The organism is Arthrobacter sp. StoSoilB13, assembly GCF_019977255.1.
GTDB lineage: Bacteria > Actinomycetota > Actinomycetes > Actinomycetales > Micrococcaceae > Arthrobacter.
Window position 1 is genome coordinate 1,056,079 of record NZ_AP024648.1, and the last position, 20,569, is coordinate 1,076,647.

Annotated in this window: 12 protein-coding genes and 2 pseudogenes; 4 read left to right on the forward strand and 10 right to left on the reverse strand. The window is 64.3% G+C overall.

Annotated features, from left to right (window positions below; genetic code table 11):
* Positions 1 to 3: 3 nt before the first annotated feature.
* Both cobA and nirB read right to left on the reverse strand, forming a co-directional pair.
* Positions 4 to 1,038, reverse strand: a complete 1,035-nt coding sequence (cobA, locus tag LDP01_RS17165; RefSeq protein WP_224091884.1) for a uroporphyrinogen-III C-methyltransferase — start codon at positions 1,036 to 1,038, stop codon at positions 4 to 6.
* A gap of 8 nt (positions 1,039 to 1,046) precedes the next feature.
* Positions 1,047 to 3,709 (reverse strand): annotated as a pseudogene (gene nirB / locus LDP01_RS17170) (nitrite reductase large subunit NirB).
* Between the two features lie 282 nt (positions 3,710 to 3,991).
* On the opposite strand from nirB, the gene nirD reads away from it, so the two are divergent.
* On the forward strand, positions 3,992 to 4,360 hold the full coding sequence (nirD, locus tag LDP01_RS17175; protein WP_224091886.1) for a nitrite reductase small subunit NirD: 369 nt from the start codon (positions 3,992 to 3,994) through the stop codon (positions 4,358 to 4,360).
* Positions 4,361 to 4,378: 18 nt separating this feature from the next.
* Here the strand turns inward: nirD and LDP01_RS17180 are convergent, their stop codons facing one another.
* The 3 genes and pseudogenes from LDP01_RS17180 to LDP01_RS17190 form a co-directional block, all read right to left on the reverse strand.
* The gene (locus LDP01_RS17180; protein WP_224091896.1) at positions 4,379 to 6,124 is read right to left on the reverse strand and encodes a phospho-sugar mutase; all 1,746 of its coding nucleotides are present in this window, start codon (positions 6,122 to 6,124) and stop codon (positions 4,379 to 4,381) included.
* 101 nt (positions 6,125 to 6,225) lie between these two features.
* Positions 6,226 to 7,863, reverse strand: a complete 1,638-nt coding sequence (locus LDP01_RS17185; RefSeq protein WP_224091898.1) for a glycoside hydrolase family 32 protein — start codon at positions 7,861 to 7,863, stop codon at positions 6,226 to 6,228.
* Positions 7,864 to 7,955: 92 nt separating this feature from the next.
* Positions 7,956 to 9,558, reverse strand: a pseudogene (locus LDP01_RS17190) (glycoside hydrolase family 68 protein).
* A gap of 502 nt (positions 9,559 to 10,060) precedes the next feature.
* Here LDP01_RS17190 and LDP01_RS17195 point away from each other — a divergent pair.
* Entirely contained in the window at positions 10,061 to 10,732 is a 672-nt protein-coding gene (locus tag LDP01_RS17195; RefSeq protein ID WP_224091900.1) for an RNA polymerase sigma factor, read from the forward strand.
* Positions 10,729 to 12,024, forward strand: a complete 1,296-nt coding sequence (locus LDP01_RS17200; protein WP_224091902.1) for an Ig-like domain-containing protein — start codon at positions 10,729 to 10,731, stop codon at positions 12,022 to 12,024. The genes LDP01_RS17195 and LDP01_RS17200 overlap by 4 nt, the downstream gene beginning before the upstream one ends.
* Positions 12,025 to 12,031: 7 nt before the next feature.
* Here LDP01_RS17200 and LDP01_RS17205 read toward each other — a convergent pair whose 3' ends face one another.
* Positions 12,032 to 12,832: a purine-nucleoside phosphorylase gene (locus LDP01_RS17205; RefSeq protein ID WP_224091904.1), complete on the reverse strand. Its 801-nt coding sequence runs from the start codon at positions 12,830 to 12,832 to the stop codon at positions 12,032 to 12,034.
* A 128-nt stretch (positions 12,833 to 12,960) separates the two neighbouring features.
* Between LDP01_RS17205 and LDP01_RS17210 the strand changes: the two genes are divergently transcribed.
* Positions 12,961 to 14,370 carry an NAD(P)H-quinone dehydrogenase gene (locus LDP01_RS17210; protein ID WP_224091906.1) on the forward strand — a complete coding sequence of 470 codons (1,410 nt, stop codon included), beginning with the start codon at positions 12,961 to 12,963 and terminating at the stop codon, positions 14,368 to 14,370.
* Positions 14,371 to 14,398: 28 nt separating this feature from the next.
* Here LDP01_RS17210 and LDP01_RS17215 read toward each other — a convergent pair whose 3' ends face one another.
* The 4 genes from LDP01_RS17215 to LDP01_RS17230 all read right to left on the reverse strand — a co-directional run bounded on the left by LDP01_RS17215 (position 14,399) and on the right by LDP01_RS17230 (position 20,473).
* On the reverse strand, positions 14,399 to 15,148 hold the full coding sequence (locus tag LDP01_RS17215) for an MBL fold metallo-hydrolase (RefSeq protein ID WP_224091908.1): 750 nt from the start codon (positions 15,146 to 15,148) through the stop codon (positions 14,399 to 14,401).
* A gap of 103 nt (positions 15,149 to 15,251) precedes the next feature.
* On the reverse strand, positions 15,252 to 16,817 hold the full coding sequence (locus LDP01_RS17220) for an FAD-dependent oxidoreductase (RefSeq protein WP_224091911.1): 1,566 nt from the start codon (positions 16,815 to 16,817) through the stop codon (positions 15,252 to 15,254).
* The gene (locus LDP01_RS17225) at positions 16,814 to 19,060 is read right to left on the reverse strand and encodes a molybdopterin oxidoreductase family protein (protein ID WP_224091913.1); all 2,247 of its coding nucleotides are present in this window, start codon (positions 19,058 to 19,060) and stop codon (positions 16,814 to 16,816) included. Before LDP01_RS17225 ends, LDP01_RS17220 begins: the two co-directional genes overlap by 4 nt.
* Positions 19,061 to 20,473: an MFS transporter gene (locus tag LDP01_RS17230; RefSeq protein WP_224091923.1), complete on the reverse strand. Its 1,413-nt coding sequence runs from the start codon at positions 20,471 to 20,473 to the stop codon at positions 19,061 to 19,063. It abuts the gene before it with no gap.
* Positions 20,474 to 20,569: the final 96 nt, after the last annotated feature.

The window sequence follows — 20,569 nt, forward strand, 5'->3', positions numbered from 1 at the left end:
CTTTCAGGCTTCAAGGAGCGAAGCCGCGAGTCGGCTCAGTTCAGCGGATGCTTCGGCATGATTACGGTTGGCTTCAGCCACCCGGACCACCTCGCCTATGACCAGCACGGCCGGGTTGCTGCAACCAGTGGCTGCCGTTTCGATCGTACCCAGATCGGCGATGGTGGTGCGTTGGCCCGGGCGGTAGCCACGCTCCACTACGGCCATCGGCATGTCAGCCTCCATGCCCGCCCGGCGCAAACCGGCGGCAAGCTGCGGGAGGGTTCCGATGCCCATGAGGACAACGATCGTGCCGCCGAGTCCTGCCAGGTGCGTGTGTTCCTTCTCCGTCAGCGGGGCGTGTCCGGAAACCACGGTGAACATGTGGCTTACCTCGCGGTGCGTTACCGGAATTCCCGCTGCAGCCGGAACAGAGATAGCGCTGGTGACACCGGAGATCACGCGGACGGGAACGCCAGCGGCAACGCAGGCTGCCACTTCTTCGCCGCCGCGGCCAAAGACGTATGGATCGCCGCCCTTAAGCCGGACCACGTTCTTGCCCAGGAGCGCAGCTTCCACCATGAGTTTCTCGATGTCACGCTGCGTGACCTTGTGGTGCCCGGGCTGCTTTCCAACGTCCACCAACTCGCCGGACGTCAGGTCGGCCAGCTCCTGATACGGGGCCAGGCGATCGTAAAACACGACGTCGGCATCGCGGAGGGCGTCCACCGCACCAACCGTGAGGAGATCCAGGGCGCCCGGACCACCGCCCACCAGGGTCACATGCCCCTCGATGCCTGGTGCCGGCTCGAAAGCTACCGGAATACCGGCACCGCCGCAGCGTTCAACCAAAGGCTCCCAACCGGCGTCGCCGTCGTCCACCACTGCTACCAGGAACGGACGCTCGGGCAGAGGTCCGTCGCCGGGTGCGCCGGCAGGGGTGCTGAGGCGGTAAACGTTGGCCCCGGCAGCCTCGTAGCGGCGGACGGCCTGGCGGGCGGCTATTTCGGATCCCGTGACGAGGACGTCGCGGCCTGTGAGATCAATGGTGAGCTGCATGGGTTCCCCTACTTCTCTGCGCCGACGGGTTCTGCGCCGACGGGTTCTGCGCCGACAGTTTCGCGGCGGACCGGGATGGTGGAGGCGATGAGCACGCCGCCCTTTTCCTCGTTCGTCGCAGGGCGGATCTGGCCCCGCTCCGGAACGAAGGAGATGGACTCGTCCTTCTGGTTGGGGGCGTTGACGAAGGAACGGAAACGGCGGAGGCGCTCCGGATCCTTCAAGGTCTCAGCCCACTCGTCCTCGTAGGTGTCGATGTGCTTGGCCATGGCCGCTTCAAGCTCCTCGGCGATGCCAAGCGAGTCGTGTACCACTACTTCCTCGACGTGCTTGATGCCGCCGTCGAGCTCTTCCTGCCAACGCGCCGTGCGCTGCAGGCGGTCGGCGGTACGGATGTAGTACATGAGGTAGCGGTCGATGTACTTCAGCAGTGTTTCGTCATCCAGGTCCTTGGCAAGCAACTGTGCGTGTGCCGGGGTAGCACCACCGTTGCCGCCGACGTACAGGTTCCAGCCGTCAGCCGTGGCGATGACGCCGACGTCCTTGCCGCGGGCCTCGGCGCATTCGCGGGCGCAACCGGACACGCCCATCTTCAGCTTGTGCGGGCTGCGCAGGGCCCCGGTAGCGCAGTTCCAGGGCGATGGCCATGGCTACGGAATCCTGGACGCCGAAGCGGCACCACGTGGACCCAACGCAGGACTTCACCGTGCGCAGGCTCTTGCCGTAGGCCTGGCCGGATTCGAAGCCGGCATCAACCAGTTCCTTCCAGATGTCCGGCAGCTGCTCGAGGCGGGCGCCGAACATATCGATGCGCTGGCCACCGGTGATCTTGGTGTACAGGTTGTACTTTTCCGCGACCGCTGCGATGACACCGAGACCCTTGGGGGTGATTTCACCACCGGCAATACGCGGTACCACCGAGTAGGTGCCGTCCTTCTGCATGTTCGCCAAGGCGCGGTCGTTGGTGTCCTGCAGGGAACCACGGCCGGCGTCCAGGACGTAGGCGGAGTGCTGGCTGGCCAGGATGGAGGCGATGGTCGGCTTGCAGATATCGCAACCGGCACCCGTACCGTACTTGGCCATGATGTCTTCGAAGGAGGTAAGTTCCAGGACACGGATAGCGTCGAACAGCTCCTGGCGGGACAGGCTGATGTGTTCGCACAGGGCCTTGGAAACCTCGATGCCGGACTTCTTCAGTTCGCCTTCGAGGAGCTTCTTCAGCATGGGGACGCAGGAACCACACTGGGTGCCGGCACGCGTGCAGGCTTTGACTTCACCGAGTTCCTGGACCGGTGCGTTGCCTTCGCAGGCACCGCACCCATTGATGGTGTCGCGAATGGTTCCGGCGGACACGTTGTTGCAGGAGCAGAGGATTGCATCGTCAGGCAGCTCGGTTTCCGGAGCCTCTCCGCCACCGGCAGCGCTCAGGAAGGCGCCGGGCTCGGCAGGCAATTCACGTCCCAGCAGCGGACGCAGGCTCATGTAAGGCGAAGCATCGCCGACGAAGATGCCGCCCAGGAGAGTCTTGGCATCGTCAGTGGTGACGATCTTCTGGTAAACGCCACGGGCGGGGTCTGCGTAGACGATTTCGAGGGAGTGCTCGGTCTTGGCGAAGGCATCGCCGAAGCTCGCCACATCCACGCCGGACAACTTCAGTTTGGTGGCGGTGTCGAATCCCGGGAAGGTTGCCTCGCCGCCGTGCAGGCGGTCCGCAACGATCTCGGCCATGGTGTTTGCCGGAGCAACGAGGCCCAGGCACATGCCCTCGAAGTTGGCCACTTCACCGATAGCCCAAATACCGTCCACCTCGGTGGCACAGAAATCGTTGATCACCACGCCGCCGCGCTGGCCCAGGCTAAACAGCTGCTCTTCGCCCTCAGCTGCGCGGAAGAGATCATCGCGCGGCTTTACACCGATAGCCACGATCACGAGGTCCGCATCAATAATGCGGCCATCTGCCATCAGGACGCCGGTGACCTGGCCGTCGTCGTCCGTCAGTACCTCGGACGGGAAGACACCGCCGTGGACTTCGAAGCCCTTCGCCTCGATCAGGCGGCCAAGTGCCTGGCCGGCGCCTTCATCCAACTGCGTGTTCATGAGCCACGGCGCACCGTTGATGACGATCGGCGTGGCGCCCAGCTGCTCGGTGCCTGCAGCGGATTCAAGGCCCAGCAAGCCACCGCCGATGGTGACCGCGTTAACCTTGCGGCCCAGTTTTTCGCGGAGCTCCGCAATGGCCTTGTTAATCGCCCAAACGTCCTCGAGCGTGCGGTAGACGTGGGTGTGCTCGGAGCCAGGGATGGGGAGCCGGGCTGCATCGGAACCAGAGGCAACCACCAGGTGGTCGTATTCGTACTTGTTGCCCGCCGCGGTGAGGACACTCTTGGCAACGGAATCAATCTTGACTGCGCGCTCGCCGGTCTTCAGCGTCAGGGCCTCGTGGTCCCACATGGCAGCATCGCCCAGGGTGAGGTCCACGTCGGTTTCCGTCAGCGCCTTGCTCAAGGCAACGCGGTCGTAGGGGAGGTGCGCCTCTTCCGTCAGAACCGTAACCTGCCAGCCTTCAAGACCGCGGTTGTACATTGCGTCGGCGAAACGGTGGGCCGCAGGGGCCGCCTCCGACGACAACGATGCGGCGCGGGTTCTCTGTACTTGAAGTGTGTCCGGTCACTGGTGGGCCTTTCGCAGATGTTGCAGACGGATCTCCGCAACTTGTGCTTCCAGCCTAGGGACGGGCAGTTTCGCTTCAGTTTCCCCTTTGTTTCGTGATCTTAACTTCTGCATCACGAACGCATTTCGCAAGGTGTGAGGTCTCTTTTACGCACCGGACACAAATGCGGACCCCCGATGAAACACCCGCGCCCTAGCTTTGAAGAGTGGCCGCAAGCGTGGCCCGGTCCGGGGGAGTGAAGGTGGAAATTGCCAGCGCCCGGACACAGTGAGAGGGGCTGAAATGACCGTAATTCTGGACCGTGCCGACGAGCTGACTACTACCGCCGTTGGCGAATGGCACCGTGTGTGCGCAGTGGATGAACTCGAAGTGGCCTGGGGCGAAGCGGCATTGATCGAGGGCCGCCAGGTAGCGTTGTTCCGCATCGCACCCGGCGAAGTCTTCGCCGTCGCACAGCAGGACCCGGCCACCCTGGCCAACGTCATGGCCCGCGGCATTATCGGGTCCCGCGGCAGCCGGCCGACCATTGCGTCGCCGCTGCACAAAGAGGTTTACGACCTCGAAACCGGTGAGTGCTTCACCGACCCCAACCTTAAGCTCGCAACCTTTGCCACCCGCCTTGTGGATGGCTACATCGAGGTTGAACTCTAAAACGCCGGACTCCGGCGGCTACAAACCCAACGCCTCGCGGACATCCCCAAGGACATCGTCCAGGGATGTCCGCGCTGCTTGGCGTGCAGCAGGAAGCTCTGCCGCCGACTCCACAGCCTGGATCACCTCCAGGTAACACTTGAGCTTTGGTTCGGTGCCGCTGGGCCGGATGATCACGCGGCTCTGGTCCCGTGTGAGATACAAAAGCCCGTCCGTGGGCGGCAGGGATTCGCTGCCTTCGGCAAGATCGGTGAAAACCTCGACGGCGGAGCCTCCAAACGCTTCCGGCGGGTTGACGCGTAGTCGGTTCATCATGGCGTCCAGGAGACCCAGGTCCGCCACGCGGATGCTCAACTGGTCACTCGCATGAAGCCCGTGCACCAGGTACAGCTCATCCAGGGTGTCGAAGATCGTCTTGCCCTCGGCCTTTGCGGTTGCCGCCAATTCCGCGATCAGCACCGCCGCCGAGATGCCGTCCTTGTCCCGGACCAGATCCGGTGCCACGCAATAACCCAGCGCTTCCTCGTACCCATAGGTGAGCCCCGGGACGCGCGAAATCCACTTGAAGCCCGTGAGCGTTTCCTCATGGGCATAGCCCGCCGCAGCCGCAATGCGTGACAACAGCCGCGAGGACACGATTGAGTTGGCGAAGACGCCTGCCCGGGGTTCTTCGCCGGCACCGGCGGCCATACGCGCAACGATATGGGCGCCCAGGAGCGCACCCACTTCGTCCCCGCGCAACATCCGCCAGGCTCCCGTTGCGGGGTCAACCGCAGCGACCGCCGCCCGGTCGGCGTCGGGATCGTTGGCCAGGACGATGTCCGCACCTAGGTCCGCAGCAGCCGCAAGAGCCAGGTCCAGGGCGCCGGGCTCTTCCGGGTTGGGGAATGCGACCGTGGGGAAATCAGGGTCCGGCTCGGCCTGTTCCGCCACGAGCGTGACATTTGCGAAGCCGGCTGCGTTCAGCACGGATACGGCTGTTTCACCACCCACGCCATGCATGGGGGTCAGGACGATCTTCAGGTCCCGGGCGGGGAAGTGCTCTGCATCCACCAAGCCTGCCATCGCGGCTTGGTAGTCAGCGGTGATGGAGGTGGGCAGGACAGTCCAGCCATCGTCTGCCAGCGTGATCGACTCCAACGCGCCCACGGCCTCAATCTTTTCGGCAATCTGAGCATCGTACGGCGCCACGATCTGGGAACCGCGCCCGCTTTCAGATACTGCATGGCGTCCCAGATAGACCTTGTAACCGTTGTCCTGCGGCGGGTTGTGGCTCGCTGTGACCATGACACCGCCGTCGCAATCCAGTGACCTGACCGCGTAGGCGAGCAACGGCGTCGGAAGCGCTGCCGGCATCAGGAAGGTTTCAATGCCTGCTGCCGTAAAGATTGCGGCCGTCTCTTGCGCGAAGATGTCCGAGTTGTAGCGGGCGTCAAAGCCGACGACGGCGCTCGGCCGGGTACCCGGCGCAGCTGCGGCTACCACTTCGGTCAAGAAAGCAGCCAAGCCGGCCGCCGCCCGGCGGACCACCACCCTGTTCATCCGGTTGGGACCTGGTCCGAGGGCAGCTCGAAGGCCGGCGGTGCCAAACTGCAGGGTGCCATTGAAGCTGTCGCCCAGTTCCTGGACTGCTCCTGCGTCACCGCCGCTGGCGAGGTCGGTGAGCTCAAGGAGAGCTGCCGACGTCGTGGGGTCCGGATCGTGGGAAGCCCATTCGCGGGCGTCGGTGAGCAGCTGGTTAAGGGCGGCATCGCTTGATGTCATAGGGACAAAACTATCCTCATTGCCCACGTCAAAGGCAACGCGGGGTCAGATACGGCCCATAAATCTCGTCGTAATGGGCCGTATCTGACCCCGCGTTGCTTTTAGAGCGAGCGGGATTGGACAGTGAAGTCGGTGTTCCCATCCATGCTGAACACAGAAGATCCTGTGTTGTCCCAGTCCGGGAAGAAGATGTCCGAAATGACTGCCGCACCATCCTGGGCGAAGACCTCCACGGACGAGGAATCCAGGAGGATACGCAGGTGGACCTTGCTGTCGCTGCCGGAGGAGGGAAGGGCAACCTCGTGATAGGGGCTGAATTTCTCCGAGAAATTGCTTGTCCCGGCCTTCGAACGGTCGACCTTTACCGTGCGCTTTTCCTTGTTGTAGGAGATACGCAGGCTGGCGCTGCCATCAGCCGATCGACGAAGGAGAATACCTGCTTCCCGCGCGGAGGTAAGGTCCATTTCAAGGTCAATGAGCTGCGTACGGGCGGAGAAATCGGCGCCAAGATCCTGCGCCTCCGGCCCGACGGTGAGGTTTTTGCTCTTCACCTCACCACCGGAACTGTCAGCCATGGTGTTAAGGGCCTGGGTGGCGATCGCCGAGCGGAGCTCCAAGCGCTTTTCGCCCCGTACCAGGGTGAGTTCGCGGGGGATTGCCATGGACCCGCGCCACGGCGTGGTGGGAACGTGTTGGGCGTAATCCCAATTGCCCATCCAGCCAAGGAGCACGGGCTTGCCGCCAGGTGCTCCGGAGATGGAGTTTGCCGCGTAGTAGTCGGCGCCATGGTCCAGCCACTGGGATTCGGTGAGCGGAGCATCGGCGGGCGCGGCGTTTTCAGCCGTAAAACGGGTGCCGTCGAATTCGCCGACGAAGTACTGCATGCCTGAGCCGCCCGCGATGCCGCCGGGGTTGATGCTCAGCAGCATGACCCACTTCTTCGCAGTGGAGCCTTCTACGTCCATCTGGACAAGTTCCGGCACCTCCCAGAGTCCGCCCTGGGCGCCGACCCCGGAGAAATCACTGAGGAAGTCCCAGTGGAGAAGATCCGTGGATTTGAACATCTTCACTACCTGCGCATCCGCCACGACTGTGGTCATCACCCAGTATCGGCCGGGCTCGTACCAGGTGATCTTGGGGTCGCGGAAGTTGTTGTTGGTAGGCGCGAGGTTCAGGACCGGGTTGCCCTTGTACTTCTGCCAGGTGCTTCCGTTGTCCAGGCTGAAGGCCACGGACTGTGCCTGGGCACCTTGGGGGAGTGCGCCGTTCTTTCCATATGCACTGGTGTAGAGGGCCACCATGGGTGGGTTCTGCGCGGACCCCAGCCCGGACGCGTTGTTCTTATCCATCACGATCGAACCGGAGAAGATTTCCTCCTGCGGGCTTGCCTCCATGGCAACAGCCTGCTGTTCCCAGTGCACCAGGTCCGTGCTGGTGGAGTGGCCCCAGGACATGTTGCCCCACGAGTTTCCCCGAGGGTTGTACTGGTAGAAGGCGTGGTAGGTCCCATTGTGGTAGACGAGGCCGTTGGGATCGTTGAGCCAGTTCTTTTCAGCAGTCAGGTGGGCTGCCGGCCGCCATGGATCCGAAGCGGATGGCCGGTGCCCGCCCGGGACGGGGGCCGACGTCGGGCTTTCAGGTGCTGGAGCAGTGCAGGCAGCGGCGGAAAAGGCGACCACGACGGCGGCACTTGCGGCCAGCAGATGACGGCGGGACAGGCGGGGATTGGGGTAAGTCATGGGGAGAGATCCTGGGGTTGGGGAGTGGCAGGGGTGCCGGCCCTTGTGGAGCCCGCACCCCCGCCGTGGCCTAAAGGCCGGGGTGTTGCGGCCTACTTGTAGAGGCCTTCGCCGCCAACGCGGAGGTTGGTGGGCAGGTAGCCGAACGGGCCGAGGCCGTTCTTGCCGAAGGTGCGGTCAACCTGCGTCACGCCACCCTGGAAGTTCATCTTCACGGTGGGGGACAGGGAGCCGCCGCGGACGCCGTCCACGTTGTCGATGAACGACTGCACGAGGCCGCCAGGCTGTACGTAGTGCGAGTAAGCCTGGAACTGACGGCCGTTCTGGCGCGGGTCCGGACCCTCCGGCGCGTTGGCCGGCATGTTCAGGTCCGTGGGGGAGCCCAGGGCCAGGCCGCTGTTGTTCACCGGCTGGAAGTCGGAGCGAACGCCGTTGCCCACGAAGCCGTAGACGCCGTCCGGGGCCGCGCATGCCATCTGCGTAGGTGAACTGATGGCTGATGGTGAACAGGTAGTACTTGTTCTTGCCGTTTTCGTTCTGGATGTAGATCTGCGGACGCTCAGTCTGGTCGTTGACGCAGTTGGCGGACAGGATCGGGGGCAGGAAGCTCCACTTGGTGAGGTCCTTGTTGTCTGCAACTGCCAGGCCCACGTTGGCGGTCTGGTACCAGGCGCCGGTGGTGGTGTTGACCTGGTTCACGGTCTCGGCGTGAGGATCGCCCGGACGGTAGCCGAGGTCTTCCTGCTTGCACTTGTAGTCGCCGCGGTTGCCGCCGGTGTTGCCTTCGAAGACCATGAAGGTTTTGCCCGGGTGCGCCGGGTCCGCGAAGGTGTACGGGTCACGGAACGCGAAGCCCGGGTTCTGGGCCTTGTTCTGGTACATCTTTCCGTCCGGCTCCAGCAGCTTGGTGTGCTCGAAGCCGTCGAAGGTCACGCCGTCCTGGTTGGCGTGGATGTTGCCCAGGGCCTTGGCGATGACAGCATCCGGAGCGATGCCGCCGCCACCGGCGTTGCGCTCAGCGACGTCGTAGAACGTGGTTGCAGTGTAGAAGACGTTGATCTTGTTGCCCTGCATGAGGCGCGTCGAGCCGGACCACTCGGTGTTGCCGATGGACGTGTTGTCCAGGAACAGGTGTCCGCCGTAGTTCCACTTGTCCTTGGCCGGATCGGCGTTGGTCTTGCGGAAGAAGTACCCGATACGGGCGTTCCAGTGGCGCTGGTCGAAGCCGTAGCCGGCGTGCCGGTCAGCTACCAGGGAGAAGATGACGTCCCAGCCCTTGTAGCTGATCTGGTTCGCGTTCTCGTCTGTCAGGGACCAGGTGTCCCACACCCAGACGTCGTCGTTCATGGCGGGGAAGTCCTTGGGGATTTCCGGCATGGTGACGTCCGGGCTCATGGAGTTCTGGCCCGGAGCAACGTTGGTGTTGCTCTGTGCCATGATCTGCTTGGCGTCTGCCCGGGTCCATTTGGACGTGAAGTCGGCGGCGGGGTCGTACGCCTCCTGCGTGTGGACGGAGGGCAGTGGGAAGCCGGGCGTGGGTGCCGGCATGGTGTTCGACGGCGGGTCGGCCGGCAGGTTGGCCTGCGCGGCCGGGGTCACCAGCAGGATGCTGCCGGCAACGCTGGCTGCGGCTGCGAGGGCGGCTGCCTGTCGCAGACGGCGGCGCGGCCGTGTTGGGGTTGAGTGCGTGTTCATGCTTGCTCTTCTCGCGGAGTGTTGGACTTCGTGGAGTGCTATCAACTCCGGCGTCCGTCGATCCGCTGAAGGCGTCTTCGAGGGACGCCATCGTTTCGAGGTGCGGCGATCCCTTATGGGGTTCTCGCCGCGGTGGTTCCAGTACGTCGACTTACCGGAACGACTCCCACGCTAAACACGTGTGAGGGGTCAAATCAAACAACATTTCACGGCCTTAAATCACTTGTCAGACATATGTGTGCAAGCGTTTACATTCTCCAATGCGCGCGCTTGCCACAACCCGGCGCCTCGATCAAATATGTCGAAATAAAACTGACTTATTCTGAGAATTAACTGTGCGTTTACGCGGGGTCCGTTTGACTTGACGCCCCGCATTTCCTGGCTTATGCGGCAGTCCCCAGCGGGAAAATCCTTCTAAAAGTCCAATCGGTGGACGTAAAATGTGGTAGCGATTCCGGCCACCCCTGCGAGCCGGACCCCGCCTGGTGTGAGCTGGTGCAGCATGTGTGAGTTACCGAAGCGGCGTTGGCGGTCCTCCCTGACTCCATTGCGGCTGGTCCTCGCGCTCCTTGCGTTGGCAGCGATCGTGGCAGGCTGGCTGGTTCCGGATCTTTTGTCCGCCGTCCCCATCGGGGCAGGCCTGTTGACCCTGGCCGTTGCCGTCCTCATGCCCGCCATCCGGGAAATCGAACTGGGGGCTTCCCCCAGCATCAAACTCGCGCCCGCCCTCAAAGACCGCGAAGACGAGCTCCGCAGCGTCTTCGAACGGCAGAGGGGAGACATGGAGTACTGTGCCCACTTGCTCTGCGACAACCCGGAAACTGCACGCCGCTTGCTGGAGGCGGCGTGGTCCCAGTCCACCAATGCGTGGAAGGGGCCGGTGACACCCCAGTTGCGCGTCTACACGCTGTGCGTCTTCGTGGAGCTGCTGAAGAAGCACGAACATTGGCTGCAGAGTCGTGCCGGCCAGACGAAGAAGCCTAAGGCCGGCAAGTCTCCCTTGGCGCGGTTGCCGTACGACGAGAGGGTCGCCGTCGTGCTTCATGTCTTCGCGAACCTGACCGTTGGCGAGATTGCCGGGATGACTGATCGTCCCGCCCTGGAAGTGGGCAAATCCTTGGCGGCCGCCGAAGAGAAAACCAACCGCCTGGCGTTGGAAGAAGGCCGGCCGTGAGGGACGCGCTGCGGGAGCGGTTGTTGTCCGAGGCCGCGCTTCATGCGCAGACCCACCCGGCCGATCTGGACCGGGCGTTGGGCGAAGGCATGTCCACGATCCGGCGAAGGCTGGTGCGAACCTGGGTGGTGGTGATGGTGGCCGCGGTGCTCGTGGCGGCCGGGCTGGTGGCTGTCCGCGTGCTCCTTGACAGGCAACCAGCAGTGCTGGAATCCATCGCGGTGAGCGCTCCGGCGAGCTCCCTCCAACCCGGGGCCATTCTTCAGTTGTCCGCGGAAGCGACCTACAGCGACGGCACGCGGCGCCCGTTACAGGATGGCGTCGAGTGGGCCTCGGACAACCTCGCGGTGGCCGAAACCACTGCCGATGGCCAGGCGACGGCGGTCGCGCCGGGTGTCGCTGGCCTGACAGCAACGCTCGACGGCGTCTCCGGACGCTTCGAGCTCAAGGTCACCCCGCCGGGAACGGCCTCGCTCACGGCCCTGCGCATCACTCCGGGTGACGCTGAAACAAATCCTGGAGGCAAGGTACCGCTCGTCGCCGAGGGAACGTACAGCGATGGGTCACTCGGAAGGCTCAACGTCACAGCTATTTGGGCGTCCCGTGATCCTGGCATTGCGACCGTGGACGGCGACGGCCTGGTCACCGCCGCAGCGCCGGGCACGGCCATCATCTCCGCGTCGCAGGATGGGTTCGAAGCCACCGCACGCATCACCGTCAACCCGGCACCGCCGGCCAAGCTCTCCGGCCTGGCGATTGAGCCCGCCGAACTCACGATCAAACAAGGGCAGACGCACCAAATGACCGCAGTAGCCTCGTACACGGACGGGTCCACCAAACCCGAGTCCAACGTGACCTGGTCCACCAGCAACCCGAAGATCGCAACAATCTCCGCCTCCGGACTCCTGACCGCGCAGGGCATAGGGCAAGTGCTCATCGAAGCCAAGCACGTGGACGCGGATGGCAAGGAATGGAAAGCGCAATCGAAGGTGACCGTGGAGCATGCGGTGATTCGCGTCGTCGTGGGTCCTGCTGGCCCGCACGCACTCGAGCCCGGCGCCACCGTCCAACTGACCGCCACCGTCACGTACAGCGACGGCAAACCCGGGAAGCCGGTCATTGCATGGGCGTCAAGCCGCCCGGTCATCGCCACCGTCAGCAATGGGTTGGTGCGGGGAGGCCCCGTGCAAGGTCAGGTGACCATCACGGCCACGGTGGAAGGCGTGTCCAGCAACGGGGTAGTGGTCAGCGTTGGTCCAACGATTCCGACCCAGGGGCCGGTAAAGGGCTAGCGCTGCCTTAGAGCTTCGCGATGATCTCCGCCAGCAGCGTGGAAATACGCTTGCCCGCCGCTTGGCCGGCTTCGAGGACCTCGGCGTGGCTCAGCGGAACCGGGCTGATGCCCGCGGCAAGGTTGGTGACCAGCGAGATGCCGAAGACCTCCATGCCTGCATGGCGTCCGGCGATGGCTTCCAACGCCGTGGACATCCCCACGAGGTCAGCGCCGATGCGCTTGGCGTACTGGACCTCGGCAGGCGTCTCGTAGTGGGGGCCGCTGAACTGGGCGTAGACACCCTCCTGCAGTGAGGGATCCACCTCGCGGGCCAGTTGCCGGACGCGTGAGGAGTAGAGGTCCGTGAGGTCCACGAACGTGGCGCCCTCGAGCGGGGAGGTGGCGGTCAGGTTGATGTGGTCGCTGATGAGAACAGGCGTGCCCGGGGTCCATTCCTCGTTGAGGCCACCGCAGCCATTGGTGAGGACCAGCGTCTTGCAGCCCGCGGCTGCGGCAGTGCGCACGCCATGGACCACGGACCGGACACCCTTGCCTTCGTAGTAGTGCGTCCTGGCTCCGAGGACCAGAGCGCGCTTGCCTTCCTTGGTCAGGACGGAGCGGATGGTTCCAACATGGCCCACAACGGAAGGTTGATGGAAACCGGGAACCTCCGAGGCATTCAAGGTGGCGGTGGTTTCGCCAATGAGATCGGCAGCTTCGGCCCAGCCGGAACCGAGCACCAAGGCTACGTCGTGGGACTCTACGCCGGTCTCGGCGGCGATGAAGTCCGCCGCGGCCCGCGCAGCTTCGAAGGGGTCTGTGTTCATCAGCTCAGTGTTACTCACTGGTACAAGCTACCTTGCGTGTGCGGCAATTTGGTAGGGACCCGTCCGCGCCGGCGGGTGAGGCTTGGCTGACTGGCAGCCTGCCGTGCAATGAGCGAGAATTGAGGATTGTGACCACCCAAGTTGACTTCAGTTCCCCCCGTATCGCGATTCTGGGAGGTGGTCCCGGAGGATATGAAGCCGCCATGGTGGCCGCGTCCCTTGGCGCAAAAGTCACCATCATCGAGCGGGCAGGCCTTGGCGGCTCCGCCGTGCTGACCGACGTCGTGCCTTCCAAAACCCTTATTGCCACCGCCGACCTCATGACCCGCGTCGGTGAGGCGGACGAGTTGGGCGTCAAATTCGACGGTGACGGTGGCGGCTCCAAGCCCCGCGCCGACCTGAAGCACATCAACGATCGCGTCCTGGATCTGGCCCGTGGACAGTCCCACGACATCCGCACGGGGCTGGAGCGCCTCGGCGTTGAGATTGTGATCGGTTCCGGCAAGTTGCTGGACAACAACACCATTGAGGTGCTGACCCTTGAAGGCGTCCGCACCATCGACGCCGATGCCATCCTGCTGGCGGTGGGGGCGCACCCGCGCGAACTCCCTACCGCCAAGCCCGACGGCGAACGCATCCTCAACTGGGCCCAGATCTACAACCTCGACGAATTGCCCGAGGAACTGATCGTGGTGGGCTCCGGTGTAACCGGTGCTGAGTTCGCATCTGCCTACAACGGCCTCGGCTCCAAGGTCACGCTGATTTCCAGCCGCGACCAGGTCCTCCCCGGTGAGGACACGGACGCTGCCAAACTGCTGGAAGGCGTGTTCGAGCGCAGGGGCGTACGCGTGTTGTCCCGGTCGCGCGCCAACGCAGTTGAGCGGACGGACGACGGCGTGAAGGTCACCCTTGGTGATGGATCGGTGGTTACGGGCTCGCACTGCCTGGTGTGCGTTGGTTCCATCCCCAACACAGCGGGAATCGGGCTTGAGGAAGCCGGGGTGACCTTGACGGAGTCCGGGCACATCAAGGTGGATGGTGTTTCGCGCACCACTGCCCCCAACATCTACGCTGCCGGCGACTGCACCGGCGTGTTCGCGTTGGCGTCCGTCGCTGCCATGCAGGGCCGCATCGCGGTTGCCCACTTCATGGGTGATGGCGTGAAGCCGCTCAAGCTCAACCAGGTGGCGTCCAACATCTTCACCTCCCCGGAAATCGCTTCGGTGGGCGTTTCCGAGGCCGACCTCGCCTCCGGCAAGTACCAGGGCGACGTCGTGATGCTCTCGCTGCTCAGCAACGCCCGCGCCAAGATGCGCAACACCAAGGATGGCTTCGTCAAGATCATCGCCCGCAAGGGTTCCGGCACCGTGATCGGTGGCGTGGTGGTTGGCCCCAACGCTTCCGAGCTCATCTTCCCGATCTCCGTGGCCGTCACGCAGAAACTGCACGTGGACGACGTCGCCAGCGCTTTCACGGTGTACCCGTCACTGACAGGGTCCATCTCGGAGGCAGCGCGGCGCTTGCACGTGCACATGTAGCTGCAGGCCCCTTGGGCGTTCTGTGTTCTTAGGTGCGCAGGGCGGCGACGGCTTCCGCCAAGGACATGCGCAGCGCTGGGCCGTGCCCCGGCAGGATCACATTGGCTTGGATCTTGCTCAGTGAGCGTGCCGCTGCGAGGGCGGTCTCCGGATCCGAGTGGTACATCCGGTGCAGCATCTGTGGGCCGGACTTCGAACTGATCGGGTGGCCACTGGCAAATGTGTCACCTACGGCGATGGCCTGCGCCCCGGGGATCAGTAGGGCAACGTTGCCTGGGGTGTGACCGGGCAAGAGGATCGCTTCTGGTTGGCCAGGCAGGCTCCGGAGCCTGTCCTCATCCCATGCCTCGGCACGCGTTGCGGGCTCGGCTTGGAGGGCTTTCGCTTGGATGACATGGAGCAGCCAGCGGAAAACACGTGGCCGCCACGCCCGTGCCAGCACCTGGCCGATGGTGACCTGATGCTTTTCCTTGCCCTGCACGTGGGCCAATTCCTCGGGGGAACACAGGATGGGCGTGCCGAACGTCCTGGAGAAGTACGCAGCCGAGCCCGTGTGGTCCACGTGGCCGTGGGTGATGAGCATGGCTTTGGCATCAGCCGGCTCAAGCCCGAGCCCGGTGATCGATTCGAGGACCAGGTCCCTATCGGCAGGGTATCCGCTGTCGATCAGTAGGAACGCGGACCTGTCCGCGGAGGCCGGGGCATCCCGGAGAATGACCCAGTTGGACGCAGGTCCTTCAACAAAGTGGACGCCGGGCGCGGGTTCGGAGATCTTCACCCCGAAAGTCTAGAAGCCCCGGCAACGAATTCGCGGGAAGCGTGCGAGCACGCAGGGAAACTTCCCACGAACCCGCAGCTTTCCCGCGAACCGAGCGAGCTACTCAGGCGGCAGCCGCTTGGAAATGTTTTTCGATGAGCCCCTTGATGTCCTCGTGGCATCCTCCGCAGCCTGTGCCGGCGCGTGTGGCCTTGGAGACCTCGCCAACAGTGCTGCAACCTTCCAACACGGAATCCTCGATGCTGGCGGCACTGACCCCGGCACAACGGCACACCGTGCGCTGGGGATCGTTGCTGGTGGCGCTGCCTGAACCCAACTGGTCAGGGCCGTCCAGGCGAAGCAGCAGGGAACGGTCCGCCGGTAGCTCTGAGGAACGTTCGAAAAGGACGACGAGCTCAGCAGCGGTCCGCGGCATGCCCACGGCCACCAAACCCTCCAACACGCCGCCACGGGTGGTCATCTTGACGTAGCGGCCGTGCTCGGGATCGGCCCACTGGGAGATTTGGCGGCGTGCCCGGCCGGATGCGGCCCCGGCTTCAAGCAGCTCTTCGTCCCACGGATCGGCCTGGTTGTCGCCGGCAAGGGCAAGGTTGATGCCCCGCGCCTTCAGGACCACAACGCCCGGCTTTTCCGTGGGCAGGGCGTCCAGCGCATCCGCGGCTTCCTGGCCGTCTTGTGCCAGGACCACCAAATATTCAGCAAGCCACTCGGCCTGACGCCAGCCCGGGCCTATCAAGCCGGAGGGGCCGGTGGCAGTCCGGCAATCAAGGCAGGAAGCGTCAAGGCAGCGGACCTCTGCACAATCGCCGATCGCGAACATGTGCGGCTCGTGGTAGGTGCGGAGATGGTGGTCCACCAGGATCCCAGCGCCGGTCGGAAGGCCACAGCCTTCAGCCAGCTCGATCCGCGGGCGGACTCCACAGGAGAGGACCAGCAGGTCGCCGTCGATCGCCGAGCCGTCTTCCAGCAGCAGCGCAGAGAAGCTTCCGCCGGGGCCAGCGGTTTCCACGCCGGTAGACCTCGCATTGCCGGCCATCCGGACGCCGCCCGCACGAAGGCTGCTCGTCAGGACGGAACCGCTGCCGCGGTCAATGCTGCGGCCCAAAGGGAAGGGGCCGTTGTGGACCACGGTTGCCTGGGCCCCTTCCTCCGCGGCGGCGAGGGCGGTTTCCAGGCCAAGGACGCCACCACCCAGGACCACGACGCGCTTGCCGCCGGCCACAGCTTCGCGGAGTACCGCGGCATCGCGAAGATCGCGCAGGGCAGTGACACCTGGCGGAAGCACGGGGCCAGAAGGATCGGGGTTCAACCCGGTGAGGTTGGGAATGACGGGCCGGGAGCCGGTGGCAAACACCAGACGGTCGTAGTGTTCATTGGTGCCGTCGGAGAGAATCACCTGCTGGCGTGCGCGGTCAATCCTCTTGACCTTGACACCCAACCGCACGTCAACGCCGTCGGCCTCCAGTTCAACAGCGTCGGCCATTGCCAGGGCTTCAAGAGTGGTCCGTCCGACGCCGAGTTCTGCAACCATGACGCGGTTGTAAGCGGCCTCAGCTTCCTGTCCGACCACCAGAAGTTGCACGAGTCCTGTGCGGACCGCGGGAAGCAGTTCGTCCACCAGTCGCGCAGCAACCGGGCCGAATCCAACAACAACAATGCGCTCGCTCATGATGCCTCCTTGGCGTGCAGGGGCAGCCCGGATCCGGCAGGCACAGCGGCTGGAGCCGCTGACACTGTGGTGGACGCTGCCCGCCGGACCCATACCCGGCTGGTCTTGAACTCCGGCATGCCGGAAATGGGATCGGTGACCGCCTCCGTGAGGCGGTTGGCGTTTTCCTGGCCCGGGAAATGGAACGGCAGGAACACAGTGTCCGGGCGGACCGAATTGCTAAGCTCCGCCCGGCACAGGACCTCACCGCGCTGGTTGGTCACGGTTGCGTAATCGCCGTCGGCAATGCCACGCGCCGCTGCCGTGCCAGGGTGAATCAGGAGTTTGGCCTGTGGCTGGGAAGCCAGCAGCTCGCTCACGCGGCGGGTCTGGGCGCCGGACTGGTAGTGCTCCAGGAGGCGGCCAGTGGCGAGTGCCAGGGAGTCGTCCGCAAACGAACGTACAGCCCGCTTGGAGGGGGTAACCGGGACCATCACGGCGCGGCCATCGGCGTGGGCGAATCCGTCAGCGAAGAGGCGCGGCGTTCCCTGGCTGCCCACGGGGTACGGCCAGTAGGCAGCCTCGCCGCGATCCAGCATGTCGTAGTCGATACCGGAGTAATCAGCCAGACCGCCAGCCGAGGCCAAGCGCAGTTCCTCGAACACTGTCTCGGGGTCGTCACTGAACGTGGAGGGTGCTTCCAGCATCCCGGCGAGCCGGGACATGAGCCACAGTTCGTTGCGAACACCCGGGGGAGGGGTGAGTGCCCGGCGGCGGCGGATCACGCGGCCCTCGAGGTTGGTCAGCGTGCCCTCTTCCTCGGCCCACTGGGTGACGGGGAGAACGAGGTCGGCTTCAACGGCCGTCTCGGACATGAAGAAGTCGCACACCACCAGGAAGTCCAGGCTGCGAAGTCCCTGGGTCACCGCGTTGGTATCCGGCGCCGAAACCACAACGTTGGCGCCATGCACGAAAAGGCAACGGACGCCGTCGGGCTGTCCCAGGGACTTAAGAAGCTCGACGGCGGGCAAGCCGGCTCCCGGGATCAGTGACTCGTCGACGCCCCAGACCTTGGCCACGTGGGCGCGTGCAGCGGGGTCGGTGATCTTGCGGTAGCCGGGGAGTTGATCGGCCTTCTGGCCGTGCTCACGGCCACCCTGGCCGTTGCCTTGGCCGGTCAGCGTGCCGTAGCCGCTGCGGGCCGAGCCGGGCAGGCCAAGGAGCAGGCTGAGGTTGATGGCTGCGGTTGCGGTGTCAGTTCCATCGACGTGCTGTTCCACTCCACGGCCGCTGAGGATATAGCTCCCGCCGTTGCGGGCGCCCTGGGCCAGACGCCGGGCGGTTTCGCGGATGAGGGTGGCCGGGACGCCGGTGATGGACTGGACGCGCTCGGGCCAGAAGGCGTTGAGGCTGCGAACCACGGCGGCATAGCCCTTGGTGTTTGCCTCGATATAGCTCGTGTCAGCCAGGCCTTCGTGGACCACAACGTGGCTGATGCCCAAAAGGAGGGCCAAATCTGTGCCGGGCGTTGGCTGCAAATGGATGCCGCCGCCGTCGCCCGTGAACGCTGCCGTCGCCGAACGGCGCGGATCCACCACGATCAGCCCGCCGGCGTCGCGCGCGCCCTGAAGGTGCTGGACGAACGGAGGCATGGTCTCGGCGACGTTGGAACCGAGCATGAGGATCACGGAAGCGGAGTCCAGATCGGTGACGGGGAAGGGGAGGCCGCGGTCAACGCCGAAGGCGCGGTTGCCTGCTGCTGCCGCCGAAGACATGCAGAAGCGGCCGTTGTAATCGATGCGTGAGGTGCGCAGTGCCAGCCGGGCGAACTTGCCCAGCATGTACGCCTTCTCGTTGGTGAGGCCGCCGCCACCGAAAACTCCGACGGCGTCGTTTCCGTACTGCTTCTGGGTGTCATTCACAGCAGCGGTGACCAGCATGAGGGCCTGGTCCCAGGAGATCGGCCGGTGGACGCCGTCGGATCCTTTGAGCATTGGTTCGGTGACGCGGCCGTTGTGACGCAACAACGACGCCGATGTCCAGCCTTTGCGGCACAGCCCGCCCCGGTTGGTGGGGAAGTCGCGCCCTGAAACTTCCAGGGGCACGGCAACTTCACCGCGCATCGCGGGTGTGGCAGGGCTTGCCGGTGCTGCCTCGGACGAGGACGCCGGCGCTGGGCCGCCGGCTGCCGAAGCAGCCGGGGCCAGCGTCATGGCGCACTGGAGCGCGCAGTACGGGCAGTGGGTATCGGCGCCGTTGGGCATCTAGATGTGTCCGATCGTGTTGCGCTTCTGGGCGGGGCGGATGTAGCAGGCCCAGCAGACGGTGAGCATCAGGACGTAGGCTCCAACGAATCCGTAGAACGCCGGGGTGTAGGAGCCGCTTGCTGTGTTCGATGCGTTCAGCACCTGGGGGATCACGAATCCGCCGTAGGCACCGATCGCCGAGATCAGGCCCAGTGAGGAGGAAGCCAACCGTGCCGTGGTTGTGCTTGGGGCACCTGCGCGGGCTGCCCGGCTGGAGGTCGCGAAGATCACCGGGATCATGCGGTACGTTGCACCGTTACCGAATCCGCTGGCTACGAAGAGCAGCAGGAACAGGGTCAGGAAGAGCCAGAAGTTCTTCAGCGGAAGCGTCCAGATCATGGTCAACGTGATGACGGCCATCGAAGCGAACGAGGTAATGGTCATCCGGGCGCCGCCCATGCGGTCTGCCATGCGTCCGCCGTAGGGACGTGCAAGGGAGCCGACCAGCGGGCCGAGGAATGCCAAGGACAAGGCCACCGCACCGACGTGGATGGAGGAGAAATCGGGGAAGTAGTCCTTGATCAGTTTCGGGAAGACGCCGGCGAAGCCAATGAAGGAACCGAACGTGCCGATGTAAAGGAACGCCATGATCCACAGGTGTGGTTCTTTGAGGGCCGCAACGGATCCGGCCACGTCACCCTTGGCGCTGGTGAGGTTGTTCATGTACTTCCAGGCACCAAAGGCCGCGATCAGGATCAGCGGGATCCAGATGATGCCGGCCATGGGGAGGTTGACCGTTCCAGCTGCAAGCAGGGTGATGGCGATGGGAACCACAAGCTGGGCGATGGCGGCACCCAGGTTTCCGCCCGCGGCGTTCAGCCCCAGTGCCCAGCCCTTTTCGCGGGCCGGGTAGAAGAAGGTGATGTTGGCCATCGAGCTGGCGAAGTTGCCTCCGCCGAAGCCAGCGAGGGCTGCAACAAGGAGCATGACGCCGAACGGAGTTTCCGGATTGGAAACACAGATCGCCAGGCCGCTGGCGGGAATCAGGAGGAGCAGTGCCGAGACGATGGTCCAGTTGCGGCCACCGAACTTCGGCACCATGAAGGTGTAGGGGATTCGCAGCGTGGCGCCTACGAGGCTGGGGATGGAGATGAGCCAGAAGATCTGGTTGGTGTCGAACTTGAATCCTGCTGCGGGGAGCTGGACGACAACAATCGACCAGAGCTGCCATACGACGAAGCCGAGGAATTCGGCGAAGATCGACCAGTACAGATTGCGCTTGGCGATGGACCGGCCTTCGGCTTCCCACTGGCCCTTGTCCTCGGCATCCCAGTTGGCGATCCAGCGCCCGGGGCGGTGTTCAAGGGTGGGAACGGCGGTAGCAGTGGACTGGGTGGGGGCCAGTTCTTCTGCAGTGCGGTCAACAGTCACGGAGTGCCTCCTTTGGGGGACGTTGTTCTTCCAAGGTAGGTTTCACGCGTTTCGCGGACCGTCGCCCTTTGTAAACGTGCTGTGACATTTCCCTAT